The organism is Tepidimonas charontis (genome assembly GCF_007556685.1).
GTDB classification, from domain to species: Bacteria; Pseudomonadota; Gammaproteobacteria; order Burkholderiales; family Burkholderiaceae_C; genus Tepidimonas; species Tepidimonas charontis.
Genome location: NZ_VJON01000038.1, coordinates 1 through 23691, shown reverse-complemented (window position 1 = coordinate 23691; position 23691 = coordinate 1). Strand labels below are relative to the sequence as shown.

The following is a 23691-nucleotide window of genomic DNA, read 5'->3' as shown; positions in this document are numbered from 1 at the left end:
AACGGCGCCCTCACAAATTGGGCGCCAGCCAGCGCGCCAGCTCATCCACCGGCCAGCCACGGCGCCGGGCCATGTCTTCGAGCTGGTCCTGCCCGATCTTGCCGACGTTGAAATACGTCGCCTGCGGGTGGGCGATGTAGAAGCCGCAGACGCTGGCCGGCGGCGTCATGGCCAGGCTTTCGGTCAGGCCCATACCGATTTCGTCGCAGCGCAGTAGCGCAAACAAATCGCGCTTGACGGTGTGGTCCGGGCAGGCTGGATAGCCCGGCGCCGGGCGAATGCCCTGGTAGCGCTCGGCGATCAGCTCCTCGTTGCTCAAACGCTCGTGCGGGGCGTAGCCCCACAGCTCGGTGCGCACGCGCTGGTGCAGGCGTTCGGCCAGCGCCTCGGCCAAGCGATCGGCCAGCGCTTTGAGCAGGATGGCCGAGTAGTCGTCGTGCTGGGCCAAGAAGCGCGCCTCGTGCGCCTCGGCGCCGATGCCGGCGGTGACCGCGAACGCCCCCACGTAATCATCGACGCCGCTGGCGCGCGGAGCCACGAAGTCGGCCAGGCAGCGGCTGGGCCGCATGACGCCGTCGATTTCTTCCTTTTGCGTTTGCTGCCGCAGCCCGTACCAGGTCAGCACGGGCTGGGTGCGCTCTTCGTCGGCGTACAGCACGATATCGTCGCCCTCGCCGCTGGCGGGCCAAAAGCCAACCACCGCATTGGCCGTCAGCCAACGCCCTTCGATGATGCGCTTGAGCATGGCCTGTCCATCGGCGAATACTTTGCGCGCCTGCTCGCCGACGATCGGGTCGTCCAGGATGGCCGGAAAGGGCCCGGCCAGATCCCAGGTCTGGAAAAACGGACCCCAGTCGATGTAGCGGGCGATCTCGGCCAGGTCGTAATGCTTGAACACGCGCCGCCCCAAAAAGGTCGGCCGTACGGGCTGCCAGGCCGCCCAGTCGATGGGGGTGCGGTTGGCACGCGCCTTGGCCAGCGGCCACAGCGGCACCGGCTTTTTGGCCGCGTGCTGCGCGCGCACGCGCTCGTAATCGGCGCGCAGTTCGGCCACGAAGGCGGCGCGCTGCTCGCTCAGCAGCGCCTGCGCCACGCCCACGCTGCGCGAGGCGTCGGGCACGTACACCACCGGGCCGCTGTAGTGCGGCGCGATTTTGACCGCGGTGTGCACCCGGCTGGTGGTGGCGCCGCCGATGAGCAAGGGGATACCGCGCTCGCGAAACCAGAGGTCTTTTTCCATCTCGGCGGCGACGTGCTGCATCTCCTCTAGGCTCGGAGTGATCAGGCCCGACAGCCCGACGGCGTCGGCCTGCACCTCTTTGGCCTTGGCCAGGATGTCCTGGCACGGCACCATCACGCCCATATTGACGACGTCGAAATTATTGCACTGCAACACGACGGCGACGATATTTTTGCCGATGTCGTGCACATCGCCCTTGACGGTGGCGATCACGATCTTGCCCTTGGAGCGCACCGTGCCGCCGGCGGCTTCGAGCTGACGCTTTTCTTCCTCGATGTAGGGCACCAGGTGCGCCACCGCCTGCTTCATCACGCGCGCGCTCTTGACCACCTGGGGCAAAAACATCTTGCCGGCGCCGAACAGGTCGCCGACGGTATTCATGCCCGCCATCAGCGGCCCTTCGATCACGTGCAGCGGCCGCCCACCCTGGGCGCGGATCTGCTGCCATGCCTCCTCGGTGTCTTCGATGATGTGGTCGGTGATGCCATGCACCAGCGCGTACGCCAAGCGTTCGTGCACCGGTAGGCTGCGCCAGGCCAGGCGTGTCGCGTCGTCCTTGGCCGCGCCTTTGACCTGTTCGGCGATAGCCAGCAGCCGCTCAGTGGCGGTCTGGTTGGGGTCGTCGCCTTCGCGGTAGGTGGGGCGGCGGTTGAGCACCACGTCCTCCACCCGCTCGCGCAGCACGGGGTCGAGTTCGTCATAGACGCCGATCTGCCCGGCGTTGACGATGCCCATGTCCATGCCGGCGCGGATGGCGTGGTAGAGGAAGACGGTGTGGATGGCCGCGCGCACCGGCTCATTGCCACGGAACGAAAAACTGACGTTGGACACTCCGCCGGAGACCTTGGCCCCGGGCAGGTTTTGCTTGATCCAGCGCGTGGCCTCGATGAAATCGACGGCGTAGTTGTCGTGCTCGGGGATGCCGGTGGCGATCGCGAAGATATTCGGGTCGAAGATGATGTCCTCGGGCGGGAAGTCCACGTCCTCGACCAGGATGCGGTAGGCACGGGCGCAGATTTCGATTTTGCGCTCGAAGGTATCGGCCTGGCCGCGCTCGTCGAACGCCATCACCACCGTAGCGGCGCCGTAGCGGCGGATCAGGCGCGCCTGGCGCCTGAACTCCGCCTCGCCTTCCTTGAGGCTGATGGAGTTGACGATGCCCTTGCCCTGGATGCATTTGAGACCGGCTTCGATCACCTCCCACTTGGAGGAGTCGATCATGATGGGCACGCGCGCGATATCCGGTTCGGCGGCGATCAGGTTGAGAAAGCGCACCATCGCGGCCTTGCTGTCGAGCATGGCCTCGTCCATGTTGACGTCGATGATCTGCGCACCGTTTTCCACCTGCTGGCGGGCGACGGCCAAGGCGTCTTCGAAGCGCCCTTCCAAGATCATGCGCGCAAACGCCTTGGAGCCGGTGACGTTGGTGCGCTCGCCGATATTGACGAAGAGACTGTCTTCGCCAATGACCAAGGGCTCCAACCCCGACAGCAGCATGGGCGGAATACGGCGGGCGGCAGACGCAGCAGAGGCGTTCACGGCTGGCAGGCTTTCTCTGGGCAAAGCCTGCGATTTTAGGCTGCACCCGCGCCGGCGTGGAGCGCCGCCCTATCCGAGCCGACGGCCGCGGTGGCGCAACCCGCGCCGCAGGCGGTGGTTTCGATTTGCAGGGTGGTGTGCCCCACACCCTGTGCGTGCAAGACCCGCGCGGCTTCGGCCAGCACGGTCTCGGCGCTGGGCGCGTCCGGGCCGAGAACCAGGTGAGCGGTCAGGGCCACGTCGTCAGGCCCGCCGGTGCCCAAGGCCCACACATGCAAATCGTGCACCGAGGCCACACCCGGCAGCCGCAATAGGGCCTGCCGCACGGCAGACAGCTCGATCCCCGCCGGCACGCCATCGAAGAGCAGGTGCAGGGTCTGCCGTGCCAGTGGCAGCGTGCCCGCGATGATCACGCCGGCGATCACCAAACTCACCGCGGGGTCGATCCAGCCCCAACCGCTCCACCACGTCAGCACACCGGCCAACACCACGCCCAGTGAGATCAGCGCATCGGCGGCCATGTGCAAAAAGGCGCCGCGCAGGTTCAAGTCGCGCCGGCCACCCGCCATGAACAGCGCCGCCGTCAACCCGTTGATCAACACCCCCACCGCCGCCACCGCGATGACGATGCCAGGCGCCGGTGCGGCCGCAGCGCCCAGCAAGCGGGTGCCCGCTTCCCACCACAGCCACCCCATTGCCGCCAGCAGCACCACCGCGTTGACGAACCCCGCCAGAATCGAGCCGCGCCGCCAACCGTAGGTGTGACGGTCGTTGGGGCGCAGGCGCGCCGCCGCGTAAGCGCCCCAGGCCAGCAGCAAGCCGGCCACGTCGCTGAGATTGTGGGCGGCGTCGGCCAGCAGGGCCAGCGACCCCGCCAGCCAGCCGCTGACCGCCTCCACGGCCACGAAGCCGAGATTGAGGGCCACGCCAAGCGCAAAGCGGCGGCCCCAGCCCCCGGTATCGGCGCCGTGAACATGTCCATGGATAGGGGCATGCGCGTGATCGTGGACGTGGCGCTCGTCGGCGCCATGCGCGTCACCTTTCGCCACCCACGACCCGTTGCCGTGCTCGGCCCCACATGCCGGGGCGGGGCACAGGCCACTGGGCGCGGCCGGCGCCGCCGTATCGGGCGGTGGGGCCACCGGCGCTGCGCGTGAGCTCGTGGGGTGTGCCATCGGTCGTCGCCCCATCACCGGCGTGCCGCCTCCAAAAAGGCATCCAGCATCGGCGTCGGGTCGAGCAATGCCTCATCACCCGGGGGGTGGAACTCCGGGTGCCACTGAACCCCGAAGACGAAGCCACGGCCCTGGTAACGTATGGCTTCGATGACGCCGTCGGGCGCGGTGGCCTCGACCACCAAATCGCGCCCGAGCCGCTTGACCGCCTGATGATGGACCGAAACCACCTGCCGCCCGGGTAGGGCGCCGTTCCACTGCTGCAGGCGCCCGCCGGGCGTCAACGTCACCTCGTGACGGTGGCGGTCGTAGTGCGGCGTCTCGTGTGCAATGGCATCGGGAACCAAGGTGGGGATATCCTGAAACAAACTGCCCCCGAAGGCCACGTTGATGAGCTGCATACCACGGCAGATGCCCAGGATCGGCTTGCCGGCCTCGAGAAACTCGTGCACCAACTCGAGCTCATAGGCGTCGCGTACGGGGTCGCCCGCCCACTCGGGCTTCAGCGGCTCCTCGCCATAGGCGCGTGGGCTGATATCGGTGCCTCCTTGCAGAATCAGCCCGTCCAGATACTGCGCATAGTCGCGCAGCCGGATGCTGCTGCGCTGCAGGGCGCCGTCCTGCACCACCGAGGGCACCATCAGCACCAAGGTATCGCGCGAGGCCGCCCACTGCGCCACCGACTGCTCCAACACCTGCAGCGTTTTGCTGCGCAAGCCGGACTCCCCGCTTTGCGGGTGCATGATGCGGGCCGACAGCCCGATGTGAACAGGACGACGACGACCGAACATGACTGGCCCCAACGCCGCGCTTGGGCGTCTTGGCATGATAGCACCGAAACGCCGAGGATGCGGGCAGCGGCGGTGCCACGCCCCATCGGACTCGGCGGCACACCCGACGGGGCCGGCACCCCAGAGCCGCAGCGCCGCGCCAGCGGCCCGCCGACACGTCGTCCTCAGACGTTGAACAAAAAGTTCATCACGTCGCCGTCTTGCACCACGTAGTCCTTGCCTTCGGCGCGCAGTTTGCCGGCCTCCCGCGCGCCTTGCTCGCCGCCGTAGCGGATGAAGTCCTCGTAGGCAATGGTCTGGGCGCGGATGAAGCCGCGCTCGAAATCGCTGTGGATGACGCCGGCGGCCTGGGGGGCGGTGGCGCCGACCGGAATGGTCCAGGCGCGCACCTCCTTTTCTCCCACGGTGAAGTAGGTCTGCAGGCCCAGCAGCTGATACGCCGCACGGATGAGGCGGTTGAGCCCGGGCTCCTGCAAGCCCAGCTCCTGCAAAAACGCCGCTTTGTCGGCGTCGTCCATGTCGGCCAATTCGGCCTCGATCTTGGCGCAGATGGCCACCACCGGCGCCCCCTGACGTTGCGCCCAAGCCTGCAGCGCATCCAGCAAGGGGTTGTTCTGAAAGCCATCTTCGGCCACGTTGCCGACGAACATGGCCGGCTTGGCAGTGATCAGGCACAGCGGCTTGAGCAGCGCGCGCTCCTCCTCGGACAAGGCCATGACGCGCACCGGGCGGCCTTCGTCGAGCACCGCGCGCACCCGCCCCAGCAGCGCCACCATTTTGGCGGCCTCCTTGTCGTGGCCGCTCTTGGCCGCCTTTTGGACACGCTGCAGCGCCTTGTCCACGGTGCCGAGGTCGGCCAGGCAGAGCTCGGTCTGGATCACCTCGATGTCGGCGATCGGATCGACCCGGCCCGCCACGTGAATGACGTTCGGATCGTCGAAGCAGCGCACCACGTTGATGATGGCGTCGGTCTCACGGATGTGGGCCAGAAACTGATTGCCCAGACCCTCACCTTGGCTGGCGCCGGCCACCAAGCCGGCGATATCGACGAACTCGACGATGGCCGGTACCACCCGCTGCGGGCGCGCGATGGCGGCAAGCTGCTGCAGGCGCGGGTCGGGCACCTCCACCACGCCGACGTTGGGCTCGATGGTGCAAAACGGATAGTTCTCGGCCGCGATACCGGCTTTGGTCAGCGCGTTGAACAGGGTGGACTTGCCGACGTTGGGCAAGCCGACGATGCCGCATTTGAGGCTCATGGGAGGATCGTGCCGACGATGTCTGCCACCGCGCAGCGGCCCCGCGCCACGACCGCGCCCGACGGGGCGCCGACCGGATGCGTCACCACGCACGGGGCGGGTGTGCGGGGCCGACTGCGGTGAACGATGAAAAAAGAAGACCCGATTCTACCGGCGCGGCCACGCCACCCCGCGCATACCTTCGTGCAGCATCTGGCCCACGCCGGTGCGCACGATGGCGTTCATGCCAAAGGTCACGGCCCCGCGCAAGCGCTCGTCGCGCCGGTAGCCGCGCAACACGGGGCCTACCGTATCGTCCGGCACCCCGCGCTGTGGATCGACATCCGGAATCGTGCAGCGTGAGCAGGGCTTGACCAGCTCCAGCTCGACGGCCGGCGCCTCGGCAGGCAAACCCTCGGCATGCCAAGCCAGGCGCGCCCAGCCATCCTCGGCATGGGCCGGCACCCCGCCCACCACCAGATTGGGGCGAAAGCGCTCCACGCCCACCGGCGCCGCACCCTGCAGCACCAAGCGGCGGTTGAGCTCGTCCAGCGCCGCGCGGCTCAGCACCAGCAGCGCAAAACCGTCGCTGAAGGTGTTGTACGCCGGCGCCCCGCCGGTCCAGTGCAGCGGCGACAGGCGTCGCTCGTCGGGATCGAAGCGCACCAGACGCAGCGGCCCCACGCCCGGCGGCGGCTGCAAAAAATCATTGAACCATTGGGCGGCCACGTCGCCCATGTCGTAGGCACCGAGCGCGTCGTCCCACACCCGCACGCGGCACGGGGCCTCGGCCGCATCCAAGGCCAGGTGCAGCGTCAACATACCCGGCGCCGACAATTCCAGCCGCCCCATGCGCAGCCGCGGCCGAATCAGCGCCATACGCGGCAGCTCACGCTGCGAGACGAACTCACCGTCTTCGTCCACCACCATCCAGGTGCGGTCCCACTCCAGCCCGGTGTCGAGCAACTCCACCGAGCGCAGGCGCAGTCCCGCACACGACTTCACCGGATAAATCCAGAGCTCCTGCAATGTCGGAAACAGCGGCTCGGCGTTCATGAATGGACATTCTGACACGTCCCGCCCCCTGCGCCTACAATGGCTGCCATGCTTACACGCTACGACGTGTCGATCCTGGGCGGCGGCATCGTGGGCCGTACACTGGCGTTGCTGCTGGCGCGCGAGCGCCTGCGCGTGGCGCTGGTGGAGCGTCCCCCGCTGCCCACCGCGGCCCCGGACATCCGCGCGTATGCGCTCAACGCCGCCTCGCGCGCACTGCTGCACGGTGTGCGCGCGTGGCCGGACGAACCCACCGCCGCCACTCCGGTGCAGTGCATGTGGGTGGCCGACGCCGCACCCGGCGCGACAGCGGCCTGTGCCCCGCAAGCCAGCCTGCGCTTCGACCCCGATGATGGGCAGCCGTTGGCCTGGATCGTCGATGTACCGGCGCTGGAGGCGTCCCTGGATCGAGCGTTGCGCTATCAGCCCGGTGTCGAGCGGCTCGACGCGACCCAGCACCCGCGTCCGAGTGCGGCACTGACGGTGATCTGCGAAGGGCGCCACAGCGCCAGCCGCGCTGCCGAAGGCTTTGGCTACGAACGCCAACCCTACCCACACACCGCCGTGGCCGCGCGCCTGCGCACCGAGCGCCCCCACGGTGGCGTGGCGCGTCAGTGGTTTTGCGGCGACAGCATCCTGGCCTTGCTGCCGATGGACGGCCCCGAAGGCCACCTGGTGGCGCTGGTGTGGTCGGTGCCGCACGAGCGCGCGGCCGCCCTGCTGGCACTCAGCGCCCCCGCGTTTGCCGCCGCGGTGGCGGCCGCGTGCGACCATGCCCTGGGGTCCATGCAGACCGAAGGCCAACCCGCCGGCTGGCCGCTGGAGCGCTCGCTGGCACGCCCGTGGGTGCGCCCTGGCTTGGCGCTGGCCGGCGACGCCGCGCATGCCATGCACCCCCTGGCCGGGCAGGGCCTCAACGTGGGGCTGGGCGACGTCGCCGAGCTGGCTCGCGTGCTGCGCGAGCGCGAATACTGGCGCGAGCTGGGCGACCTGCGGCTGCTGCGACGCTACGAGCGCGCGCGCGCCGCCCCCGTGGCGGCCATGCTGGCGGCCACCGACGCCCTGCACGCCCTGTTTGCCGCCAGCGACGCACGCGTGGCCGCCTTGCGCCGCTGGGGCCTGCGCGCCGTCGATCGCCTGGAACCCCTCAAGCACTGGTTCATCGAACAAGCGGCGGGCGTGGCGTCGAACCGCGCGCACCCCAGTCCTGTCCTCTGACGTATCCTGGCACACCGTGCGGCCCCGTACCCAGCCTCCGACGGCCTGCGCCCGCTCCCGCAGGGGCGGCGCCGCACGTCGGGCACGGTGCCGCCTGCCGCGCCGACCCGTGCAGTGCGGCCGACGATTGCCCTGACCACAGCCAGCGCCCGCTGACCCGCCACATCTTTCACCCTTCCATTGCCCCCGCCAACATGCCAATAACTCGACAGCCGCTCACACCGTTGTCCGCAACGACCGCAGGCGAACCACCCCCTTGTGCGCACGTGCGCACCGGACTACGGCCCGACCCGGCCGGGTGCAGCCGCGCCCGCGGGCGCCCGCGCCTGCCCGCCGCCGCTGCGGTGCTGGCCGTGCTGACATGGACCGCAGCGCAGGCCAACGAAGCCGTCATTCGCAAAAACCTGACAGAACGCCTGCCCAATCTGCCGCCGATCGAGGAGGTGCGCCCCACACCGATGCGCGGCCTGTTCGAAGTGCGCATCGGCGGCTCGGAGCTGCTGTACACCGACGCCGAGGGCAACTACCTGATCCAAGGCGTGCTGATCGACACCCGCGCGCGCACCAATCTGACCGAAGAGCGCCTGCAGCAACTCACCGCCGTCGCCTTTGCCGACTTGCCGCTGCAAGACGCCTTTGCCACCGTGCGCGGCAATGGGCAGCGCAAAATCGCCGTCTTCGCCGACCCCAACTGCGGCTTTTGCAAACGCTTCGAGCGCGACCTGCTCAAACTCGACAACGTCACGGTCTACACCTTCCTCTACCCGGTGCTGGGCAAAGATTCGGAGCAAAAGGCGCGCGCCATCTGGTGCGCGCGCGACCGCGCCAAAGCCTGGGCCGACTGGATGCTGCGCAACGTCACGCCCGCCGTGCCGCCCAACGGCTGCGACACCACGGCCCTGGAACGCAACCTGGCCTTCGGGCAGAAGGCTCGCATCACCGGCACCCCCACCACCTTCTTGGCCGATGGCCGGCGCGTCACCGGGGCCATCGGGCTCGACCGGCTGGAACCGATGCTCAACGCCGCCAAATGACAGACACGGCCCTCCAGTCAGCGGGGGTGCACTACACCGTCGCGGTGGACGACCCGCATGCCCACTTATGGGCGGTGACCGTGGTGATCGACCACCCGGCGCCGCGCCAGCGCCTGAGCCTGCCGGTGTGGATTCCCGGCAGCTACCTGGTGCGCGAATTCGCACAGCACCTGCAAGAACTGCGTGCCGACGCCGACGCCAAGGCGGTGCCGGTGCGCTCACTGGACAAAAACCACTGGGAAGTGGTGCTGCCGGCCGACACCCGTCGCCTGACGGTGCGCTACCGCGTCTATGCCTTCGACCGCTCGGTGCGCACCGCCTACCTCGATGCCCAGCGCGGCTTCTTCAACCCCACCAGCCTGTGCCTGCGCGTGCACGGGCGTGAAGCCGAGCCGCATCGCCTGACCCTGCAGCCCACCGCCCACACCGCGGGCTGGCGCGCCGCCACCGCCTTGCCGCCGGTTGGCGCGGCACCGGCACGCGCACAGCGCCAGCGCCGCACGCGCGCCGTCCTGCCGTGGGCCAGCGGCGACGGCTTTGCCACCTACCACGCGCGCGACTACGACGAACTGGCCGACCACCCGGTCGAAATGGGGACGCTGTGGGTCGGTGACTTCAGCGTGCGCGGCGTGCCGCACCGGTTGGTGCTCAGCGGTGCGGTGCCTGCGGGCGCCGACACCGAACGGCTGCTGCGCGACGCAGCGCGCGTGTGTGAAGCCGCCATCGCCCTGTGGCACGGCCCGCACGATCCGCCGCCGTTCGACCGCTACCTGTTTTTGCTGCACCTGACGCCAGGCGGCTACGGCGGTCTGGAGCACGCACGCAGCACCGCGCTCATCGCCGCCCCCGGCGACCTGCCGCTCTCACCCCTGCCCCATGCCCCGGCAGACGCCGCCTTGCCCGAAGGCTACGTGACCCTGCTGGGCCTGATCGCGCACGAGTATTTCCACGCCTGGAACGTCAAGCGGCTGCGCCCGCGCGAGCTCGCGCGTATCGACTACGACCGCGAAAACCACACCACCTTGCTGTGGTTTTTCGAAGGCTTCACCAGCTACTACGACGAGCTGCTGCTGGTGCGCGCCGGCCTCATCGATGCCAACACCTTTTTGCAGCGGCTGGCCAAGACCATCAACCAGGTGCGCGAGACACCAGGCCGCTGGATCCAGAGCGTGGCGCAAGCCAGCTGGGATGCGTGGATTCGCTACTACCGCCCGCACGAAAACACCCCCAACGCCACCATCAGCTACTACGCCAAAGGGGCGCTGGTGGCGTTGTGCGTGGACTTGACGCTGCGCCGCGAGGGTCATACCACCCTGGACGAAGTGATGCGGGCCCTGTGGCAGCGCTGCGCCGGTGGGCCCATGGGTGAAGCCGACCTGCGCGCCGTGCTGCGCCGACTGGGGCGACGCGCCTACGACGCCGAACTCGACGCCTGGGTGCACGGTACCGGCGAGCTGCCCCTGCGCGACGTCTTGACCGCACACGGGGTGCGCTGGAGCGAAACGCCGGCGCCGCTGGCGCAGCAGCTGGGGGTGCGAGTGGACGAGGGCCCCGGCGGCTTGCGCCTGCGCCAGGTGCTGCGCGGCAGCGCGGCCGAGGCCGCCGGCCTGGCCGCGGGCGACGAATGGCTGGCGGTGGAGCGCGACGGCGCCGTCTGGCGCGTGGTGCGGCTCGACGACGTGGCGCTACACGCGCGCGGCCTGGCTCCCGAGGCCCCATTGACCGTGTGGATGGCGCGCGCCGGGCGAGTGCTGCGGGGGCAGCTGCGCTGGCCGGCACCCGCCACCGTCGTCACCCTGCAGGCGGACCTCGGCGCCGGGGCGCATGCACCGTGGGCGCCGGCCGCTGCCAGCGCCAGCCTCACTCCCCCGTAAACCGGGCAGGGCGCTTTTGCAAAAAGGCCGTCACGCCCTCGACGTAGTCGTGGGTGCGGCCCAGCGCCGACTGCAACTCGCACTCGGCCTGCAACTGCGCCTCGAAACTGCGCTGGGGAGCCGCGCGCAGCAGGGCGCGTGTGGCCACCAGGGCCTGCGTGGGCATGGCCGCCAGACGCTCCGCCAAGGCCAGGGCCGCCGCCAGGGGGTCATCGGCCACGTCCCAAATCAGGCCCCAGTCGCGCGCCTGTGTGGCGGGCAGCCGGTCCCCCAGCATGGCCAGCCCCAGGGCACGCGCCAAGCCCAAGCGCTCCACCGTCAGCCAGCTGCCACCGGCGTCCGGAATCAGGCCGATTTTGCTGAACGCCTGCACGAAGCTGGCGCTGGGTGCGGCCACCACCAAATCGCAGGTCAAGGCCAATGACACCCCCGCGCCCGCCGCCACGCCGTTGACGGCAGCCACCGTGGGCACGCGCAACTGCATCAGCGCCCGCGCGGTAGGGTTGAAACATTGTTCCAACAACGGTCCCGGATTGACACGTTCCCACAGATCGGGCCCCGGGGTGAAGTCCAGCTCCGACAGGTCCAGGCCAGCACAAAACCCCCGCCCCGCCCCGGTCAGCACCAGCGCACGCACGCTGCGGTCGGCCTCGATGCGCGCCAAGATATCCTGTAACGCCGCATGCATGCGGCGCGTGAAGCTGTTGAGCGCTTGCGGCCGGTTGAGCGTCACCACGGCCACCGGGCCGCGCGTTTCGTAACGAACTTCAGGCTCGGCGCGGTCCGTGCCGGCGTCGGTTTCGGTCATCGTCGTCTCCTCTCTTCCTGACTGCGGCATCCTCGTGTGTATTGCGGTGAGTCGCCATCACCTCAGGCATCCACCGCCGCCGTGGCCGCTGAGGGCAGCGCCACGGACTGCGGGCCCGACTGCCCTTGCGTTTGGCGCTGCATGAAGCGCCAAACGCTGGCGCACATATCGTCCAGGGTGCGGCTGGCACGCCAACCCAGCACCCGCTGCGCTTTGGACGGGTCGGCCCAGCAGGCCGCCACGTCACCGGCGCGCCGCGGCGCGATCCGGTACGGCACCCGCTGCCCGCTGGCGGCCTCGAACGCCGCCACCATCTGCAGCACGCTGGTGCCGCTGCCCGTGCCCAAGTTGAAGATATCCAGCGGCTGCGCCATCCGCGCCAAATGGTCCAGCGCCGCGCGGTGCCCTTCGGCCAAGTCCATCACATGGATATAGTCGCGCACCCCGGTGCCGTCGGCCGTTGGATAGTCGTTGCCCCACACATTGAGCACGGGCAGACGCCCCACCGCCACCCGGGCGATGTAGGGCATCAGATTATTCGGCACGCCGTTGGGGTCCTCGCCAATCCAGCCGCTGTCGTGCGCGCCCACCGGGTTGAAGTAGCGCAGCACGGCGATGCGCCAGCTCGGGTCGCTCGCCGCGACGTCCTGCAGCATCTGCTCGATATGCAGCTTGGTGCGTCCATACGGGTTGGTGGCGCCCGTGGGGTGTGACTCATCCAATGGCAGACGCTGCGGCTGCCCGTACACCGTGGCGCTGCTGGAAAATACCAAGTGCCGCACGCCCGCGTGCGCCATCGCGCGCAGCAGACTCACCGTGCCCGCCACATTGTTGTGGAAATAGGCCAGCGGCTGCGCCACCGATTCCCCCACCGCTTTCAGGCCCGCGAAATGCACCACCGCCTCGATGCGGTGGTGTTGCAGGATCAGCTGCAGCCGCACCGTATCGAGCACATCAGCCACCTCGGTGGGCGGGCGCTGCCCCAGAATGTGCGCTAAGCGGTCGGCCACCTCCAGCCGGCTGTTGGAAAGATTGTCCAGCAACACGACGCGGTGCCCGGCCTGTGCGAGTACCACCGCGGTGTGGCTGCCGATATAGCCCAGCCCCCCGGTGAGCAAAATATTCATCAGTCTGCGCGGGAGACCCCGGCGTTCAGGCCGGGGAGGGATAGCACAGCGGTGCAAGCCGCCCCTGTTCCCGCCCTCCTTTCAAAAGCTATCTTGCCCACGAATACCCATACCCGTCCGCCCGCTGGATCAGCGAACAGAAACGGTAATGGATGCCCTGAACGACGCCTTGCGGCGTCTGGATGTTGAAACTTCCGCTAGCGCGAATGGCTACGCGGCCTCGATATCTGCCTGTCCTCTTGCCCGAGGGTACCACGGCTTTCACGCTGTCGCCCGTCTGAAAGCCAAAGGCGCTTTTGTTCCGTGTCAGGTAGCTCCGCGGGAAGCCAAACCGATCCAGCCTGGTGCGCTGATAGCTTCCTCGACCCGTCGCCTTGATGCAAAGTACGGGCTTTTGCCATTCCTGAACGTCGTCCACATTTCCGACACAGGCGGCGTCCAAAGCATGCCCCTTGGGGATATTCAGCCGTGTGCGGTTGAACTTCGTCCTGCCACCGGTGCCGCTCTCTACCGGTAAGCCAGTCGCCTTCAGCGCGTTGAACAATGCCCAACGAGTGCTGTTGACGGCTGCGGCGTCCCTGAGGGGCGCCTTGGCCTGGGCCAGTATTTTTCGGATGCGCTCTGGTTGTTTCGCCAGAAACCGTTCCACAGGCATATTGCCTTTGGCCCGGTTGCAGTCGTGACAGGCGATGACAAGATTGCTCACCCGGTCGCTACCGCCCCGGCTACGAGGAAGGATATGGTCGATTTCAAGCGGAACATCCTTCGCATCGCAATACGCGCACTTCCGGCCCCACTTCTCCAGCAGATATTCCCGGACTTCGTACCCGGCTAGTGTGCCTTGCTGGTATTCAACACCGCCGATCTCGGGGTTTTGCAACGCCTGAGTGTCGAAACGCACGAGTTCCTGGTTTATCGCCGTGACCGGCACCCATCGCCTGAGTCGATTCACCCAGGCCATGATCGTATCCACCCGATGTTGCAGACTGGGCGGCAACCAGCCAGCCTTGCGCACACGGTTATCAAAACGTGGAGCACGGTAGCACAGGTTGGAGCTGCGCCGCCGACGACGAAACGCGCGGCGCTGCGTGAGCGCATCCCGGATCGTCTGCCCGCGATGCTTAAGTTCGGCCAACAGCACGACATGCGCCACCTTCTTCACCTCGCCAGTGTCCACGTCCACATCGTCCTGATCCCGAACCAGCGCAATACCCGTGGTTTGGCTACCGGGGTCGATTTTGACGCGCAGGGGTTGCAACACACTGTCTTCGATTCGACGGTCCACCAGTCGAATGGTGAACGGAACCATGCAATGCACCCGCGCCCGACCGCGCTCCAGCAAAAGCCGCGCCCGCTTCTCTGAGCATGGCATCAGCGGGCGTTTGCGTTTATCCAATACAAGTACAGCCATGTTGTACCTCCTGTTATCCCTTACGGGACTTGTTACGCGGAGCCTTGCGGCCCCATCTCCCCTCGGGAATGTCGGCAACCGGCTCCCTCTTGCGAGGCGGTTGGAACCTTCGGCGCTTTACCTTTCGCCAGCATGATCCCAACCTTCCAGTGTCCGGGACTGAGGAAGCATCCCGGAGTGGGTCTTGACGACCTGTTGCCGACGCAAGCGGCTTGGTTACCGCTTTCCCTGATCAACCGAGCCTGCTATCGCAAGCTCCGCCCTGAAGGGCGGGGTAGTTGACGAACGACTCCCTCTAACGCCTCGAATCGGCACGCATCGCGCTACGGCGCGCAGCCCACCCGCCGATCGCCGGGATGGCAACGCCGCCAAGCCGACATCGTAACCGAGCCGGCGTCATGGCAGAATGCCTGCCATGATGACCGCCAACCCCACCTTCGAGACCGTTCTGGTACGCACCGATGGGCCCGTGGGCATCATCACCCTCAACCGGCCCAAGCAGCTCAACGCGCTCAACGACCAATTGATGGACGAACTCGGCGCGGCCCTGGCCGCGCTCGACGCCGACGACGCGATCGGCTGCATCGTACTCACCGGCAGCGACAAAGCCTTTGCCGCCGGCGCCGACATCGCCGCCATGGCGCGCTACACCTTCTCGGACGTATTCGGCAGCGAATACATCACCCGCAACTGGGAAGCCCTGCGGCGCGTGCGCAAGCCGGTCATCGCGGCCGTGGCCGGCTACGCCCTGGGCGGCGGCTGCGAGGTGGCCATGATGTGCGACATCGTCATCGCCGCCGACAATGCCAAGTTCGGCCAGCCCGAGGTCAAAATCGGCGTCATCCCCGGCGCTGGCGGCACCCAGCGCCTGCCACGCGCCATCGGCAAGGCCAAGGCCATGGACCTGGTGCTGACCGGGCGCACCATCGACGCCGAGCAAGCCGAGCGCTGGGGCCTGGTCAGCCGCGTGGTGCCGTTGGCCAGTTTGATGGACGAGGCGCTGGCCACCGCGCACGCCATCGCCGCCCTGCCGCGCTTGGCGGTGCTGGCGGCCAAGGAAGCCGTCAACCGCGCCTTCGAAGGCACACTGTCGGACGGCCTGATGTACGAGCGCCGGCTGTTCCACGCCATGTTTGCCACCGAGGACCAAAAAGAAGGCATGGCCGCCTTCCTGGAAAAGCGCGCTGCGCAGTTTCGCAACCGCTGAGCCGCCGCTTGCGGCATCACGCGGCACGGTACTGCTATAATGCTGCTCCTGTTGGCGCTTTAGCTCAGTCGGTTAGAGCGACGGAATCATAATCCGCAGGTCCGGGGTTCGAGTCCCTGAAGCGCCACCAAATACCGTCAACATCCGATCTTGAGGCGTTCTTCGCCTGTCCAAAACCGCCACAACTGGCTGGCCTCTCCCGTTAGTAAACGTTTTTCCAGCTCGCAGGCTATGCTGGGATTTAGCGCGTGGCGCCACCATACTGGCGGCTACCATGTAGCGAACATGGCCGGCGGCACGGGTCCGAAGCTGCGGTGCGGCCGACGGTGGTTGTCGTCCTAACGATCGGCTAGCTGTGAAGCTTCAATAGGTTGTATCTGCGGTTCACCCGGACTGCGTCTGGGAGACTGGGAGTCGCCAAACAATCCAGCACTTTCAGGAACAGCCGGATGAACACCCATAAGAATGCCCGACTTACCTTCGCCCGTCGCTTGCAGATGGTTCAAGAGATGACACAGCACGGGCTCAAGGCCTGTGAAGCAGCGTCACGCCATGGCGTGACGCCGCGCACTGCGCGCAAATGGCTGGGCCGCTACCTGGCTGAAGGAGCCAGCGGCTTGACCGACGCATCTTCCCGGCCGAAGCGCTCGCCGCGGGCGATTGAGCCGAGCAAGGCATTGCTCATTGTCGAACTGCGGCAGCGCCGAATGACCCAGGCACGAATTGCTCAGAGCGTGGGCGTGTCAGAGGCCACGGTCAGCCGTGTGCTGCGCCGAGCCGGGCTGTCGAAGCTGTCGGATCTGCAGCCGCGCGAGCCAGTACAGCGCTACGAGCATGCACGGGCTGGAGATCTGCTGCACATCCACACCAAGAAGCTCGGGCGTATCGAGCGGCCGGGGCATCGTGTCACCGGCAACCGGCGTGACTCGGTAGCTGGAGCCGGCTGGGAGTTCCTGTTCGTGGCCGTGGACGGCCATGCCCGCGTGGCCTTCACAGCTATCCACCCCGACGAGCGTGCCCCCAGCGCAGTGCAGTTCCTGCGTGACGCCGTGGCGTACTACAACCGCCTGGGCGTGACGATCAAGCGAGTGCTGACCGACAACGGCCCGGCCTTCCGTTCCAAGCCATTCCGGCAGGCTTGCCAGCAACTGGGCATCGCGCACAAGTTCACCCGCGCGTATCGGCCACAAACCAACGGCAAGGCCGAGCGGTTCATCCAGTCGGCGCTGCGTGAGTGGGCCTACGGCTGGACCTACCAAAACTCCGAGCAGCGGCGCCAAGCGCTTCACAGCTGGCAGCACCACTACAACTGGCATCGCCCGCACCACGGCATAGGCCGCGTCGCGCCTATGTCACGGCTTCCAGTTCTTCGGAACAACCTCTTGACGGCTCACAGCTAGCCAACGCCAATGCGCACCCCCAGCAGCTTGTGCTCGTCGGCGTCGCCGAGCAGGCGGATGACGACGGACGCATCCAGTGCCAGCGCCTCCTGTGGCGCCAGCAGATCACGCATGGAGGCGAAATTTTCCGTGTTGATCGAGACGATGTACTGCATGTCCGACTCACGCAACGTCTGCATCGCATACGCAATCCATGCCGCGCGCTGATGCGGATCGATGTGGTCGAACAGGCCGTTGTCGTGCCACAGATGCCGCATGGCGTGGTGCGCGCCGTGACGGTAGAGGAGCCAGTCGAAAGCGATGATGCGCGCCGCATTGACGCCGTCGGAGTTCTGGCTTTGCACCTGTACCTTGAGGTTGTAGCGCAGCCTGTTGTTCGGGCGGAGGTTGTTTTCAAGCGCGATGCCGCAGTGCTCGTTGGGATACAGGGTGTGAATCAGCTCGCGGAAGCGCCGATCAGCCCATTCGATGGGACGAGTGGCCAGGTATTCGCTGGCGCGGCGGTTGTCTTCGGCGGCGCGCTCCTCCAGGTCGATGCGCTCTTTTTCCCATGCCGCCTTGGCGTCTTCGTAGCGGCGCAGCCGCTGCACGTCGGCGCGCATCTGTGCCAGACGCTGTGCCACGGCGACATAATCGCCCATGGCGTGGCGCTGGCCAAGATAGGCCATCGCCTCATCGCGCTGCCGCGCGGCCTCGCGGCGCGCCCGCTCGACCTGTTGGCGCTGCTGCTGCAGGGCGATTCGATCACGCTCAAGCCGCCGCTGGCGCTGCTCGGCCAGCGAACGGTGAAACGACTCGACCGCCTCGAAATGCGCCAGCGCCTCAGGCTTGAACACATGCTGCAACCCGCGGTAGAAGCCGAGCATTTCCTCGCGGGCAATATCTGGCGTCACACCCAGGCATCGCTCGATGCCCTGCAACTGGTAATCGATGCGCGCAAGCTGCGCTTCGTACTCGCGCACCGCCTCGGTGAGCTGCTGCGCCTGTTGCCGGACCTGCTCATAGTCGTCGGCCACCTGCATGGCGTCCAGCCTGCGCTGCATCGCCGCGATGTTGTTTTCCAGCTCGGCAATCTGAGCCTGTGTCGCCATGCCAGTGCGCAGCAGCTCGTGCAGCCGGCTGTCGGCCTGCTTCAACAGCTTGAGGTTGTCGTCTAACTGCAACAGGCGATCCCGACGCTCGATCTTGGCCAGCGCCAGTTCGATATCAAGGCCGAGCAGGTGCAGCGCATGCACTAGTCCCTGGTGCGCCTCCTCGCGTCCGAGCGTTACCGGATCGACCAGGTCCTGCCGCTCCACGCGCGCAAAGCGCCGGTACAGACTGCGAAAGCTCAAGCCCCCGCGAGGCGGCAGCACGAAAGGGCCGTGCGCATCGAGCCAGCCGCGCAACGACCTCTCCCCGATGGATTGACCGTCGAGCGTGATATCGGCGCCGTCGCCATTGCGCTCGATGCGGTGCGTCTGGCCGGCCAGCTCGAACTCCAGCGCGAAGCGCCAGTCGCCCACGCCGCGCGCGAGTTCATCGCGGCGCCGCGCGCCAAGGCAGTGGTGCACTAGGCGCAGCGCCAGTGTCTTGCCGACCCCGTTGGCGCTGCCCTCTTCCCGTTGCGCGTCGCCCACCAGCACGGACAGGCCGCTTAGCCGAAATGTGAGCGTCTTGAAGCTGGGACGATCGCAGCTCAAGCGCAGCAGTCTCACCGCACGGCCCCCACACGATCCTCTTCGACGATGCGCGCCGCGCCGATGGCGTACAGCAGCGCAACTGCCAGCGCCAGGTCGCTCATGCCCGGCCGCGCCGGCCACTGGCTGTCCGGGCGCGCAAGCAGCGCCAAGAGCTCATCGAGCGTGCGTGGGCCCTCTTGCAGCAACGTGCGCACATAGCCTGCCAGCCCGAGCAGGCTGTCGGCAAAACGGATGTGCTCATGCGGCGCGACCGCCAGTTCCAGGTTGCGCATAGACGTCGCAGGTTTCGAAATATCTGGCCAGCACCACCTCGGCGGCCTGGCGATAGGCCTTCAGCGCGATGTTATTACTTTGCGCGACTGGCGGAATCATACGCCCGATCATCCAGACAAAGCGCATTGCCGCGGCATCCTCGTCATCATCCACCACCTGGCGCAAACCCTCGGCATACAGTTGGCGCAGTTCTTGCCCCACGGCCTGGGCCAGGTAGGCGTCGCGCGTCTGGAAAAACGCCTCAACACTGCCGGCCTGATACGACATGCTGCGCAGTCGGTCGGCCGCAAAACCGTTGAGACCATTGAACCGGATCTTCTCATCGAAATCCGGAGCGAAGCGCTTGGCCGGGTCACCCCAGCCTGCGTCATTGAGCGCCAGGTGCTCCAGCACCTCGCCGATGGCGCGCGGGTCGATCCAATCCGGCATTTCGGCGGGAACGCCCATGACGATGCCGCCTCTGGCGGCATCATCGAGCGCCATGAACCAGTCCGTCAGATGGCGGCTGAAAATGCCTTCGCACGGCACGCCGGTGTCGCGCGCCAGCGCGGCGATCGCATCGAGCAGGTCTTTGGGCGCGCCGCGAAAGCGGTCGTTGAACACGAAGCTGTAGCGCTTAATGCCTGGGTAATGCTGACGCAGCTTGTCGAAGTCCTCTTTGGCCTTACGCACCAGACGCGCCGGATCGATCTTCGAACCCGCCTCGGGCCCATGCACCTGGAGAAACCACTGCTGCGACGGCACATAGCCGTCGTTGCCGCCGTCTCCGCTGCGGCCCGAGGGGCGCACCGCCAGAAAGTCCTGATGACGCGCGTGCATCAGGTCGGAAACCAGGCCTTGAAAGGCTTGGCCCGACGCTTCATACAGACGAAGCTTGAAGAGGATGCGGGCCCAGTAATTCTCGACGGTTCGACTGGCGGCCATGCTGGCGAATGGATTCATTGCTCCACAGCAAGCAGTCTAGCATAGCCATGTCTGACCCCCTGGCCCGCTGCTCAGCGGGCCAGATACCCGGCCAGAATCTCCAGGATCGTCTCGCGCGCGGAATCGGTCAACGCGCGGTCGGACTCGTGTAGCGAGCAAATAAACTGTCCGGACTTGTAGCACGAGGATTGTCCGGTATTCATTGGGAGCCGAAGGAGGTGCCTGATGAAGCGGACGGAGTGGTTACAGGAGACACGGAAGATGCGATTTGAAGAGGCGTATGAAGGTTGGCAGGCGGGCCGGCTGACGCAAGAGGAAGCGGCGCGCATTCTTGGAGAAATGTGGATGTCCTCAACTCACAACGGCGCGCTGTTCGGGCGCATCCAGCTGATCCGCAAGCAGGCTTCGCCTGCCGGCGGCGAACGCTACGTGCGCCTGGAGATCAACCAGACGGCGACGATCAGGCATTTGCTGCGCATCACCAGCAACCCGCAGCTCGATGCGCTGTTTGCAGAGCTGGCGACGTGACGGGGCGCAAAATGCCGCCATGAGAAGCCGAAGCGCCGTCCCCGCCTGCCCGGCCCTGCCGCGTGAAGTGCTCGCCCGCCACTGGGTGTGGCCGGAAGAGCTTTACGAAACCACCGACCGCGGCCCGGGTGTGGGCGATCGCCACATGCGCCTGTGGCTGCACCTGGCCGACCGCCGCGTGCTGGCCTTGCGCTTCGCGGCGCTCGACGCCCCGGACGATCGCGTCATCGCGCCGACCGTGGCCGCCTTGGCGGGTGACCTGCGCGGCGAGCGTCAGGGGCTGGAACTGCCAGACGTGGGCTATGTGCATGTGCTCTACGCCGCGCCCGTTGCCCCGCCGCCGACCATGAACGCCGCCACCGGGCGTAGCGAAGGCCCGCTGCGTTGGGCGCCGGGGCTCGATGGCGAGGTGCTCGATGCGCTGCAAAGCCTGCGCGGCAGGCGCTTTTACCTGTCGGTGCGCAATTACAACCGGCTCGCCCCCCTGCCGCCCGAGCTGCGCGCACGGCGCTTGCAGGCTCTACGGCGCTTTCCGGCGCTGGTGGCGCCGATTCTGCTCACCGCGCATGCCTATCCGAATTGCGCCGACGGCCAGCGTCATGCGCGGCGACATGCCGATCCGGAGGTGGAGGCGGCCATCGACCGGGGGCGCGATCTCACTGGAGCGCTGGCCCGCCATTACGGCATCAGCCGGGCGCTGGTGCGCTCGGCCCTCAATGCCGAGTTTTGGGATATCAGTTATGGCATGCGCCGCATGCATCCTGGCCTTGCTCGATGTGCTTCCCGCCAACAAGCGCCCGGAAAGCGCCTTGGCGCTCGTCCGCGAACTGGATGGCCTGCACAGTTATCTGCTCTTCATCGGCAAAGACGAGGGGAGCGAGCCGTTACCGTCACGGCTTGTGGTGGAGGCTCATCTGCGCAGCTTCGCCCGCGGCTGGGAGGCTACCTGGTGCAAGCTGCGACAGCGCTTCTGGCCGCTTTATCGGCAGCTTGCCGATGCGAATGACTTTTTGGTTGCCGCCGCCGAGGAGGCGGCACGTCTGACTTGCCGCCGACATGGCCCGCCCGAGCGGCACCTTGCCGTGGCCTGGATCGCCAGCCACGGGCTTTTCGGTCTGCTGCGCGACTCCGCCCGCTGGCACGCCTGGCGGCCGCGGCAGAGGCAGGCGATGCCCGACATCGATTTCACCCTGCCGGCGCTGGTAGGCGAATGGCACGACGGCGGCTCCGCCGCGCGCGAGCTGCTCACCGCCCAGGCCTTGCAGGAGGAAGGGGAGGCCATGCACCACTGCGTCGGCAGCTACTGGGAGCGCTGCGTGGCGGGCGAGCCGATTTTCGCGCTGACCGACGCGCAGGGGCAGCGCGCGACGGCGCAATACCAGCCCGTCGTGCTCGCCAGCGCAAGGGACGAGATCACCTATCGGCTCGTGCAGTTGCGCGGGCCCTGCAACCAGGAAGTCGGCAAGAAGCTGTCGCGCTTTGCTAGCCAGCTGGCGAAGGTGATCAACGCGCCCGAACGCCAGGACGCCCGCCGGGCCGCCTTGGCAGCCATCGATACGCTTCGGCGTCTGCAGCGCGATGCCCGGCACGCTCCGGCCTTGCCCGCATTGGATGCGACGAGCCGCGCGCGCCTGCTACCCGTCCTAGCGCGGCTGTCCTTCGAGCCGGCCGCGCCCGGCACGTTGCTCGTCGCCCATGTCGCGGGCGTCGATTACCATGACTTCCCGCGACTGGAAGTGCAGGGCCTGGCCCGGTTTGCGGCGGGTGATACGCTCCATGTCATCCGCGAGCCGGACAATCCCCGCGATGCGCTGGCCGTGCGCATCGACTGGCAGGGCCATCGCCTGGGCTATGTGCCGCGGCCGGACAATGCCGAGATCGCGCGTCGGCTCGCCGCCGGAGAGGGGCTCGTCTGCCGGATTACGCGCTTTACCCCCACGGCGCCAAACTGGCGCAAAATCGAGGTCGTCATCACGGAGGACAGGGCATGAGACCCAACGCGGGCTTCTTTCACCTCTGGCCGGATTACCGCCCCTGGGCGCTCGGCGTGGCGATGCTCATCGGCGGCCTGGGCTTCTTCATCGCCGAGACGGGTTGGGCCGATAGTCTCATGCTGGGTTTGGGCATGGCTGTGCTCGGTTTTATCGCCATGCTCATGGGCTACCCGCTTTATTTCCTCATCCGCACGGCCATCGACACCGTGGCAGCGTGGCTACCGGGCAAACCGGAGAAGGCGCGTGCGCCGGCCGCCGTTTCCCCCATCGATACCGCCGCAACCCGGCGCAAGCCGCCCGCAAGCGCCCCAGCAAGCCCCGGGTTCGGCGTGCGCATCGCGGCGCCCAGCGCCCCTGTCCGCGTCGAGCCCGACACCCGGGTCACCGTGCTGCCGGGCGTGCGCTGGCTTGCCGAGCGCATGCGCGTCTGGCGCGAGCGCATCGCTTCCCGCAAACCCGTCGGATCCCCAACGGCCTGGGGCTGCGTCGAGGAGGCCGCCGCGGCGCTGGAGCACGGCCTGCGCCCGGCGATCCAGCGGCTCGCCAGTGAACTCACTGCACTGTCTTCGGCCGCCATGAGCGTCAAAGAGGGTGAAGCCATGCCGGAAATCGCGGCGGCACGCTTCGAGGCCGCCTTGGAGCATTGGCGGGCGATCGATGCCGCGCTGCGCGCCCGCACGTTTGCCCATAGCATGCTCGGCGATCGCCTGGTGACAGACATCCTCACGGCGATCGAGCAGCGGCTTGTGCGCACCTTCGACACCTACATCCGGCTGGCCAACGGGCCGCGGCAGGCGCTGCGCTGGGCCGACGGAGGCGGGCAGGTTGCGATCGAGGTCGATTTCGACTGCGCGCGCGAGGTCGCAGCCTTCGCGCAATGGGCAGAAACACAAGCGCGCACGCAGCGCAAGAGCAGCTTCTGGTGGCTGGTGGGTGCCTTTGCCGTTGGCTACTGGCTGGGAGACGATTGAACTTGGGCTGGGTGCAGGGGCGGATCGATCGATTGTTGCAGCAGGACCGAATAAAGACTAAATTGAGTCCTAGGTGTCAGGTCCCGGACGATTGCATTGATCCGCGACGTCGTGCATTATTCATAGGTCGCGAGACGATGCGTGAGCTGATCGAGGAGCTACGGAGGCAAAAGTCATGATGGTTCGACTGCACAAGAACGC

General features: G+C 67.2%; 21 protein-coding genes and 1 tRNA gene. 10 read left to right on the top strand and 12 right to left on the bottom strand.

Annotated features, from left to right (window positions below):
- Nucleotides 1–10: 10 nt before the first annotated feature.
- The 5 genes from metH to Tchar_RS10465 all read right to left on the bottom strand — a co-directional run bounded on the left by metH (nucleotide 11) and on the right by Tchar_RS10465 (nucleotide 7039).
- On the bottom strand, nucleotides 11–2737 hold the full coding sequence (gene metH, locus Tchar_RS10485) for a methionine synthase (protein ID WP_144328976.1): 2727 nt from the start codon (nucleotides 2735–2737) through the stop codon (nucleotides 11–13).
- A 77-nt stretch (nucleotides 2738–2814) separates the two neighbouring features.
- The gene (locus Tchar_RS10480) at nucleotides 2815–3828 is read right to left on the bottom strand and encodes a cation diffusion facilitator family transporter (RefSeq protein WP_236640425.1); all 1014 of its coding nucleotides are present in this window, start codon (nucleotides 3826–3828) and stop codon (nucleotides 2815–2817) included.
- A gap of 140 nt (nucleotides 3829–3968) precedes the next feature.
- Nucleotides 3969–4745: a gamma-glutamyl-gamma-aminobutyrate hydrolase family protein gene (locus Tchar_RS10475; RefSeq protein ID WP_144328972.1), complete on the bottom strand. Its 777-nt coding sequence runs from the start codon at nucleotides 4743–4745 to the stop codon at nucleotides 3969–3971.
- A gap of 164 nt (nucleotides 4746–4909) precedes the next feature.
- Nucleotides 4910–6004, bottom strand: coding sequence for a redox-regulated ATPase YchF (ychF, locus tag Tchar_RS10470; protein WP_144328971.1), 1095 nt, complete (start codon nucleotides 6002–6004; stop codon nucleotides 4910–4912).
- 147 nt (nucleotides 6005–6151) lie between these two features.
- On the bottom strand, nucleotides 6152–7039 hold the full coding sequence (locus Tchar_RS10465) for an MOSC domain-containing protein (protein ID WP_144328970.1): 888 nt from the start codon (nucleotides 7037–7039) through the stop codon (nucleotides 6152–6154).
- Nucleotides 7040–7087: 48 nt separating this feature from the next.
- Between Tchar_RS10465 and Tchar_RS10460 the strand changes: the two genes are divergently transcribed.
- The 3 genes from Tchar_RS10460 to Tchar_RS10450 all read left to right on the top strand — a co-directional run bounded on the left by Tchar_RS10460 (nucleotide 7088) and on the right by Tchar_RS10450 (nucleotide 11165).
- The gene (locus tag Tchar_RS10460) at nucleotides 7088–8257 is read left to right on the top strand and encodes an FAD-dependent monooxygenase (RefSeq protein ID WP_144328969.1); all 1170 of its coding nucleotides are present in this window, start codon (nucleotides 7088–7090) and stop codon (nucleotides 8255–8257) included.
- 353 nt (nucleotides 8258–8610) lie between these two features.
- Entirely contained in the window at nucleotides 8611–9291 is a 681-nt protein-coding gene (locus Tchar_RS10455) for a DsbC family protein (RefSeq protein WP_408033569.1), read from the top strand.
- A complete protein-coding gene (locus Tchar_RS10450) occupies nucleotides 9288–11165 on the top strand; it encodes a M61 family metallopeptidase (RefSeq protein WP_144328967.1) in 1878 nt (625 codons plus the stop codon). Before Tchar_RS10455 ends, Tchar_RS10450 begins: the two co-directional genes overlap by 4 nt.
- Here Tchar_RS10450 and Tchar_RS10445 read toward each other — a convergent pair.
- From Tchar_RS10445 to iscB, 3 genes are all read right to left on the bottom strand, one after another.
- Nucleotides 11152–11973: an enoyl-CoA hydratase-related protein gene (locus tag Tchar_RS10445; RefSeq protein WP_144328966.1), complete on the bottom strand. Its 822-nt coding sequence runs from the start codon at nucleotides 11971–11973 to the stop codon at nucleotides 11152–11154. The genes Tchar_RS10450 and Tchar_RS10445 overlap by 14 nt on opposite strands.
- Nucleotides 11974–12035: 62 nt before the next feature.
- A complete protein-coding gene (galE, locus tag Tchar_RS10440; RefSeq protein ID WP_144328965.1) occupies nucleotides 12036–13100 on the bottom strand; it encodes a UDP-glucose 4-epimerase GalE in 1065 nt (354 codons plus the stop codon).
- Nucleotides 13101–13188: 88 nt separating this feature from the next.
- Nucleotides 13189–14511, bottom strand: coding sequence for an RNA-guided endonuclease IscB (iscB, locus tag Tchar_RS10435; protein WP_144328964.1), 1323 nt, complete (start codon nucleotides 14509–14511; stop codon nucleotides 13189–13191).
- A gap of 418 nt (nucleotides 14512–14929) precedes the next feature.
- Between iscB and Tchar_RS10430 the strand changes: the two genes are divergently transcribed.
- From Tchar_RS10430 to Tchar_RS10420, 3 genes are all read left to right on the top strand, one after another.
- Nucleotides 14930–15718: an enoyl-CoA hydratase gene (locus Tchar_RS10430; protein ID WP_236640428.1), complete on the top strand. Its 789-nt coding sequence runs from the start codon at nucleotides 14930–14932 to the stop codon at nucleotides 15716–15718.
- A 53-nt stretch (nucleotides 15719–15771) separates the two neighbouring features.
- Nucleotides 15772–15848, top strand: a tRNA-Met gene (locus Tchar_RS10425).
- A gap of 319 nt (nucleotides 15849–16167) precedes the next feature.
- Nucleotides 16168–17118 carry an IS481 family transposase gene (locus Tchar_RS10420; protein ID WP_144328962.1) on the top strand — a complete coding sequence of 317 codons (951 nt, stop codon included), beginning with the start codon at nucleotides 16168–16170 and terminating at the stop codon, nucleotides 17116–17118.
- Here Tchar_RS10420 and Tchar_RS10415 read toward each other — a convergent pair.
- From Tchar_RS10415 to Tchar_RS14210, 4 genes are read right to left on the bottom strand one after another with little or no spacing between them, the layout of a single operon-like run.
- Nucleotides 17115–18815, bottom strand: a complete 1701-nt coding sequence (locus Tchar_RS10415) for a DUF2326 domain-containing protein (RefSeq protein WP_144328961.1) — start codon at nucleotides 18813–18815, stop codon at nucleotides 17115–17117. The genes Tchar_RS10420 and Tchar_RS10415 overlap by 4 nt on opposite strands.
- Nucleotides 18812–19072: an ABC-three component system middle component 6 gene (locus Tchar_RS10410; protein ID WP_144328960.1), complete on the bottom strand. Its 261-nt coding sequence runs from the start codon at nucleotides 19070–19072 to the stop codon at nucleotides 18812–18814. The genes Tchar_RS10415 and Tchar_RS10410 overlap by 4 nt, the downstream gene beginning before the upstream one ends.
- The gene (locus Tchar_RS10405; RefSeq protein ID WP_144328959.1) at nucleotides 19038–20015 is read right to left on the bottom strand and encodes an ABC-three component system protein; all 978 of its coding nucleotides are present in this window, start codon (nucleotides 20013–20015) and stop codon (nucleotides 19038–19040) included. Before Tchar_RS10405 ends, Tchar_RS10410 begins: the two co-directional genes overlap by 35 nt.
- A gap of 53 nt (nucleotides 20016–20068) precedes the next feature.
- Entirely contained in the window at nucleotides 20069–20200 is a 132-nt protein-coding gene (locus tag Tchar_RS14210) for a hypothetical protein (RefSeq protein WP_268969087.1), read from the bottom strand.
- Between the two features lie 22 nt (nucleotides 20201–20222).
- Here Tchar_RS14210 and Tchar_RS10400 point away from each other — a divergent pair, with 22 nt between their 5' ends.
- The 4 genes from Tchar_RS10400 to Tchar_RS10390 all read left to right on the top strand — a co-directional run bounded on the left by Tchar_RS10400 (nucleotide 20223) and on the right by Tchar_RS10390 (nucleotide 23490).
- Entirely contained in the window at nucleotides 20223–20525 is a 303-nt protein-coding gene (locus tag Tchar_RS10400) for a hypothetical protein (RefSeq protein WP_144328958.1), read from the top strand.
- Nucleotides 20526–20544: 19 nt separating this feature from the next.
- Nucleotides 20545–21531, top strand: a complete 987-nt coding sequence (locus Tchar_RS14065; protein ID WP_236640424.1) for a hypothetical protein — start codon at nucleotides 20545–20547, stop codon at nucleotides 21529–21531.
- Between the two features lie 163 nt (nucleotides 21532–21694).
- Nucleotides 21695–22516, top strand: a complete 822-nt coding sequence (locus Tchar_RS10395) for an HIRAN domain-containing protein (protein ID WP_236640427.1) — start codon at nucleotides 21695–21697, stop codon at nucleotides 22514–22516.
- On the top strand, nucleotides 22513–23490 hold the full coding sequence (locus Tchar_RS10390) for a hypothetical protein (protein ID WP_144328956.1): 978 nt from the start codon (nucleotides 22513–22515) through the stop codon (nucleotides 23488–23490). Before Tchar_RS10395 ends, Tchar_RS10390 begins: the two co-directional genes overlap by 4 nt.
- Nucleotides 23491–23691: the final 201 nt, after the last annotated feature.

What these genes read in the sequence shown, in the direction of transcription:
- metH (WP_144328976.1), bottom strand. Translation starts at nt 2,737, where the DNA reads ATGCTGCTGTCGGGGTTGGAGCCCTTGGTCATTGGCGAAGACAGTCTC.
- Tchar_RS10475 (WP_144328972.1), bottom strand. Translation starts at nt 4,745, where the DNA reads ATGTTCGGTCGTCGTCGTCCTGTTCACATCGGGCTGTCGGCCCGCATC.
- ychF (WP_144328971.1), bottom strand. Translation starts at nt 6,004, where the DNA reads ATGAGCCTCAAATGCGGCATCGTCGGCTTGCCCAACGTCGGCAAGTCC.
- Tchar_RS10465 (WP_144328970.1), bottom strand. Translation starts at nt 7,039, where the DNA reads ATGAACGCCGAGCCGCTGTTTCCGACATTGCAGGAGCTCTGGATTTAT.
- Tchar_RS10460 (WP_144328969.1), top strand. Translation starts at nt 7,088, where the DNA reads ATGCTTACACGCTACGACGTGTCGATCCTGGGCGGCGGCATCGTGGGC.
- Tchar_RS10450 (WP_144328967.1), top strand. Translation starts at nt 9,288, where the DNA reads ATGACAGACACGGCCCTCCAGTCAGCGGGGGTGCACTACACCGTCGCG.
- Tchar_RS10445 (WP_144328966.1), bottom strand. Translation starts at nt 11,973, where the DNA reads ATGACCGAAACCGACGCCGGCACGGACCGCGCCGAGCCTGAAGTTCGT.
- galE (WP_144328965.1), bottom strand. Translation starts at nt 13,100, where the DNA reads ATGAATATTTTGCTCACCGGGGGGCTGGGCTATATCGGCAGCCACACC.
- iscB (WP_144328964.1), bottom strand. Translation starts at nt 14,511, where the DNA reads ATGGCTGTACTTGTATTGGATAAACGCAAACGCCCGCTGATGCCATGC.
- Tchar_RS10430 (WP_236640428.1), top strand. Translation starts at nt 14,930, where the DNA reads ATGACCGCCAACCCCACCTTCGAGACCGTTCTGGTACGCACCGATGGG.
- Tchar_RS10420 (WP_144328962.1), top strand. Translation starts at nt 16,168, where the DNA reads ATGAACACCCATAAGAATGCCCGACTTACCTTCGCCCGTCGCTTGCAG.
- Tchar_RS10410 (WP_144328960.1), bottom strand. Translation starts at nt 19,072, where the DNA reads ATGCGCAACCTGGAACTGGCGGTCGCGCCGCATGAGCACATCCGTTTT.
- Tchar_RS10405 (WP_144328959.1), bottom strand. Translation starts at nt 20,015, where the DNA reads ATGAATCCATTCGCCAGCATGGCCGCCAGTCGAACCGTCGAGAATTAC.
- Tchar_RS14210 (WP_268969087.1), bottom strand. Translation starts at nt 20,200, where the DNA reads ATGAATACCGGACAATCCTCGTGCTACAAGTCCGGACAGTTTATTTGC.
- Tchar_RS10400 (WP_144328958.1), top strand. Translation starts at nt 20,223, where the DNA reads ATGAAGCGGACGGAGTGGTTACAGGAGACACGGAAGATGCGATTTGAA.
- Tchar_RS14065 (WP_236640424.1), top strand. Translation starts at nt 20,545, where the DNA reads ATGAGAAGCCGAAGCGCCGTCCCCGCCTGCCCGGCCCTGCCGCGTGAA.
- Tchar_RS10395 (WP_236640427.1), top strand. Translation starts at nt 21,695, where the DNA reads ATGCCCGACATCGATTTCACCCTGCCGGCGCTGGTAGGCGAATGGCAC.
- Tchar_RS10390 (WP_144328956.1), top strand. Translation starts at nt 22,513, where the DNA reads ATGAGACCCAACGCGGGCTTCTTTCACCTCTGGCCGGATTACCGCCCC.